The 4,029-nt window shown below is 74.1% G+C and carries 2 protein-coding genes and 2 pseudogenes; all 4 read right to left on the bottom strand.

What is annotated here, in order from left to right; genetic code table 11:
• Positions 1–664, bottom strand: a pseudogene (locus IF30_RS0140000) (hypothetical protein); the annotation flags it as partial.
• Between the two features lie 132 nt (positions 665–796).
• Positions 797–1,885, bottom strand: coding sequence for a hypothetical protein (locus IF30_RS0139995; protein WP_030247923.1), 1,089 nt, complete (start codon positions 1,883–1,885; stop codon positions 797–799).
• A 245-nt stretch (positions 1,886–2,130) separates the two neighbouring features.
• The gene (locus tag IF30_RS0139990) at positions 2,131–3,732 is read right to left on the bottom strand and encodes an AMP-binding protein (RefSeq protein WP_030247921.1); all 1,602 of its coding nucleotides are present in this window, start codon (positions 3,730–3,732) and stop codon (positions 2,131–2,133) included.
• 104 nt (positions 3,733–3,836) lie between these two features.
• Positions 3,837–4,029: pseudogene (locus tag IF30_RS42800) on the bottom strand (hypothetical protein); the annotation flags it as partial.

The raw sequence follows: 4,029 nt of genomic DNA, 5'->3' as shown, positions 1-4,029 counted from the left end.
CTGTTCGGCGGTCAGCCGCTGCCGGGTGCGTTCGAGGGCCGCCGGGCGGCTCGCGACGGGGGTGTCGGTGGTGCCCCACGGGAAGTGCGAGTCGGCGCACAGGGCGGCGGAGTGCAGCCCCTGGCTGAGTTCCTCGGCCGAGGCGGTGTACTGCCGGACGGTGGCGGCGAGGTCGGCGGCCGGGTCGGTGGTGCAGCCGGTGGCCTGGCAGGCGGCGCGCAGGACGCGAGCCCATGTCCTCCTGGAGGCCCGGGCATTGGAGCGCGCCGCCGCCGGTGCCGCGCTGGTCGAACATGACCAGGCGGTAGTCCTTGAGGACGGGCTCCAGGCTGCCCGCGATCCGCTTCATCGCCGGGACGCCGGGCTGGCCGGGGCCGCCGGTGAGGAACAGCAGGTCGCCCTTCGGTGCCTTGGTGTTGCCGGTGACGGCCACCTGGAGGCGGAGGGTGCCGGGGGTGGCGCCGCTGTGGTCGAGCGGGACGGTGAGCGTCCCGCAGGTGAACTCCGGCGCGTCCGGGCAGGGTGCCCGCCCGGTGATGCCGCCGCCGGCGGGGGGTGGTCCTGCCGTGGCGGCGAGGCCGACGCCGGGGTTGGCCAGGGTGGTGCCGGCGACTACCGCGACGGCGCCCAGCAGGGCGGCGATGCGGCCGCGTGTGCTCGTCATGTTCGTCCTTCCGGTCGAGCCGCGTCCGTGCTGACGCGGTCACGGAAGTAGCCTGCGCCACGGGGCAGTTCGATGGCGAGCAGGCGGGCGTGTTTCGGCGGGAAACGGGCCGCCGGGACCCGGATGGCCCCGTCAGCGGGCCGGGGTGCGCCGCACGACGTTGCCCCGGACGTCCGCCTCCAGGGCGGCCGTGCCCTCGGGGCCGGTGACGCTGACCTTGATGGTGACGGGGCCGGCGATGCCGGCGACGGTGATCTGCCAGGCCTGCGGGGAGCGGACGCCGAGGGTGGTGCCGGCCTCCGCGACCAGGGCGGGGAAGCGTTCGTAGGGCAGGGAATCCACGTCGAACCGGAAGGACTCGGTGCCGGGCGGGGCGAACACGACCGACAGCATGCGGTCCTGGACGGCGAGGGTGATCGCCTGGTGCGTTTCCCGGTCCTTGGTGAGCGAGTCGACGGCCGGGCGCAGCGCCCCCTGGTCGAGGAGTGACTGGCCGGGGCCGACGGAGACCGTGCCGGACACCGACGTCAGCGTGGTCGACCGGGTCGAGGAGAGCGACGTGTTCGCGGGCGCCGGCCGATCGGCGGCGGGCTGCCGGTCGAACAGGTCCGCGCGGAACGGGAGGACGGCCGCCGCCGCGCCGACCAGGATGCCGAGGAGCACGACGACGCCGAAGCCGCAGCCTTCGGGGGGCTCGCTCACCACGGTCGACTCCGGTGCGGAATCCAGGCGGGCCGATGCCGCCCGGTCCTGCCACTCCGGGGTGGGGCGCTTCACGACACTTCCGTCCCAGGGCCGGTCCGGCGGGTACTGGACGACCAGGACGTCGCGCGGCCGGTAGGCGGGGAGGTCGACGAGGTTGACGGCCTGGTTGATCCCGACCCGGAACGCCGGCCCGTCGTCCGGTACGACGGTGAGGTCGAACCGGACGGGTATGTCGCCCGTCTCGCTCCCGCCGGCGCGCAGGCTCTCGATCATCGCGAGGGCCGTGCGCGGTTCGACGGCGGCCTCCCGGGCACGCCGGGGCGCACCGGCCAGGTAGAAGAGCAGCCCGTAGACCACGGGCAGGGCCACGCCCGCGACGACCAGGGGCGGGCGGTCGGTGACGATGCCGACGACGAACGCGGCCGGCGACGCTCCGATGACGGCGCCCGTCAGGAAGCCGCGTGCGAGGGCGACGGGCGTGTGGTGCGTCGGCGGCGGGCTCGCGCTGATCGGCATACGGGTGATTGTGCCGGGCCCGGGCGACCACCGGTAGGCCGTCGAACGACCTTGCGTGGAAGGGGTGTTCGCCCGGGCGCCCGCCCGGTTCGGCGGGTGCGGGGTGGCGGCCCTCAGCGCCGCCACCCCGTTGGCTTCTCGGCACGGATCCCGGGGTTCGTTGAGCCAAACCCCACCTTGGGGTGAAGTCGGGCGGGGATCCCGTGGGTCCGGGCGGTCAGTGCGGGGTGCTCAGTGAGGGGCGCTCAGTGCAGGGCGGTTTCGCGCAGGAGCTTCTTGTCGGGCTTGCCGACGGCGGTCAGCGGGATCTCGGAGACCAGGTGCAGGGCCTCCGGTGCGTACATCCGGCCCTTGTGGGAGGTGACGAACGCGCGGAGGTCGTCCAGTCCGGGCCGCTGCCCGGGGGCGGGGACGACGGCGACGTGGACGTGTTCGGCCTCCTCGGCGTCCCGCACCCCGTAGACGGCGCACTGGGCGACCGCCGGGTGGGTGAGGAGCAGTTCCTCCACCTCGGAGGGGTAGACGTGCCCGCCGACCACGATGATCTTGTCCTTGAGCCGGTCGGAGAGGTAGAGGTAGCCGTCGGCGTCGACGTAGCCGAGGTCGCCGGTGTTCAACCAGCCGTCCCGCAGCACCTCGGCGGTGAGGTCGGGGCGCTTCCAGTAGCCGGCCATGACCCCGGCCGAGCGGACGTGGATCTCGCCCTGTTCGCCGGCCGGCAGCGCGGTGCCGTCGTCGGCACGGATCACCACCTCGACGCCCGGGAGGGGGCGACCGACGGGGAGTTGGCCGCCGGGCCCGGTCCGGTCGTGTTCCTGCGGGCCGAGCATGGCGATGTTCTGCGCCTCCGACTGCCCGTAGCCGCTCACCAGGATCGGCCCGAACACCTTGATCGCCTCTCGGATGCGGGCCGGGGAGGCGGCACAGCCGCCGTAGGAGATCCGGCGCAGGCTGGACAGGTCGGTGCGGCCGATCGCCGGGTGGTCCAGCAGCTGGTAGAGCAGCGGCGGCAGCATCCACAGGTCGGTGATGCGCTCGCGCTCGACGGCGGCGAGGACTTCGCCGGCGTCGAAACGCCGTTGAAGCACCACGGAGCCGCCGCTCTGGAACGCCAGGTCGCAGAACAGGCCCGCGAGGTGGGCGAGGGAGGTGGCGGCGAGGAAGCGCGGCGGTGTGCGGTCGGCGCCGCCGCCGGGCGCCCCGCCGTTCGGGTTTTCGTCCGACCAGCCACTCGCCCCGCCGTACGGGACGTCGAAGATCCTCCGGTACGGGCCGTGCAGGCTGCGGATGCCCTTCGGGATGCCGGTGGTGCCGCCGGTGTGGCGGATGCCGAGGTCGTCGCCGGGCCCGACGCGGACGGCGGGCGGTTCGGCGGGGTGGCGCGCGGAGGCGGCGAGCGCGTCCTCGCCGATCGCGGGCACGCCGGCGGTCTCCGGGCCCGCGCCCAGGGTGAGGACGGTGGGCACGTCGACCAGGGGCAGCAACTCGGGCGCGTCGGCGTACCGTTCGGCGTCCACGAGGAGGATGGCGGTGTCGACGCTCGTGGTGATCCCGGCGAGGGTCGGAGCGCTCATGCCGTCGTACAGGTTCACCACCCGGGCGCCCGCCAGCCCGGCCGCGTACCGGGCGCTGAGCGCCTCGGCGGTGTTGCCCGTCAGCAGAGTCACGGTGGTGCCGCGCCCCGCGCCCCGGGCGACCAGCTCCTGGGCGAGGCGGTAGGTGGCGGCGGCGAAGTCGCCGGCGGTGATCACGGTGCCGTCTGCGGTGGTGATGGCCCGGCGGGTGGGGTCGGAGGCGAGGGACCGGAGGATCAGGGCCGGGGCGCTGATGAACTCCGGTTCGCTCATGGCCACTTCTTCGGTGTAGTTCGCAACCATACTCTTACCCTAGCCCGATTCTCCTTTTCCCATAGGCGAGTTCCGGCCTCTCCGGTCGGCCTGCGGCCGGTGGGTCATCTGTCGGCGGCCTTGCGGGCGTGGGTGCGGCAGGTGGTGAGGGCGTAGGTGATGCGGGTGTCGGGGTGGGGTGCGGTGGTGAGGAGTTCGCCGGCGGCGACGAGGGCGGTCCAGTAGCGGGTGGGGTTGCCGGTGCGGGGCATGGGGTGGGCGGCGGTGAGGGAGAGGTAGGCGGCGGTGAGGTTGCCG

It is taken from the genome of Streptomyces sp. NRRL S-350, assembly GCF_000719705.1.
Classification (GTDB): Bacteria; Actinomycetota; Actinomycetes; order Streptomycetales; family Streptomycetaceae; genus Kitasatospora.
This window is presented reverse-complemented; position numbering and strand designations above follow the sequence as displayed.

Bases quoted from the DNA above. Each gene is read 5' to 3' on its own strand.
- IF30_RS0139990 (WP_030247921.1), bottom strand. From the start codon at position 3,732: ATGAGCGAACCGGAGTTCATCAGCGCCCCGGCCCTGATCCTCCGGTCC.
- IF30_RS0139995 (WP_030247923.1), bottom strand. From the start codon at position 1,885: ATGCCGATCAGCGCGAGCCCGCCGCCGACGCACCACACGCCCGTCGCC.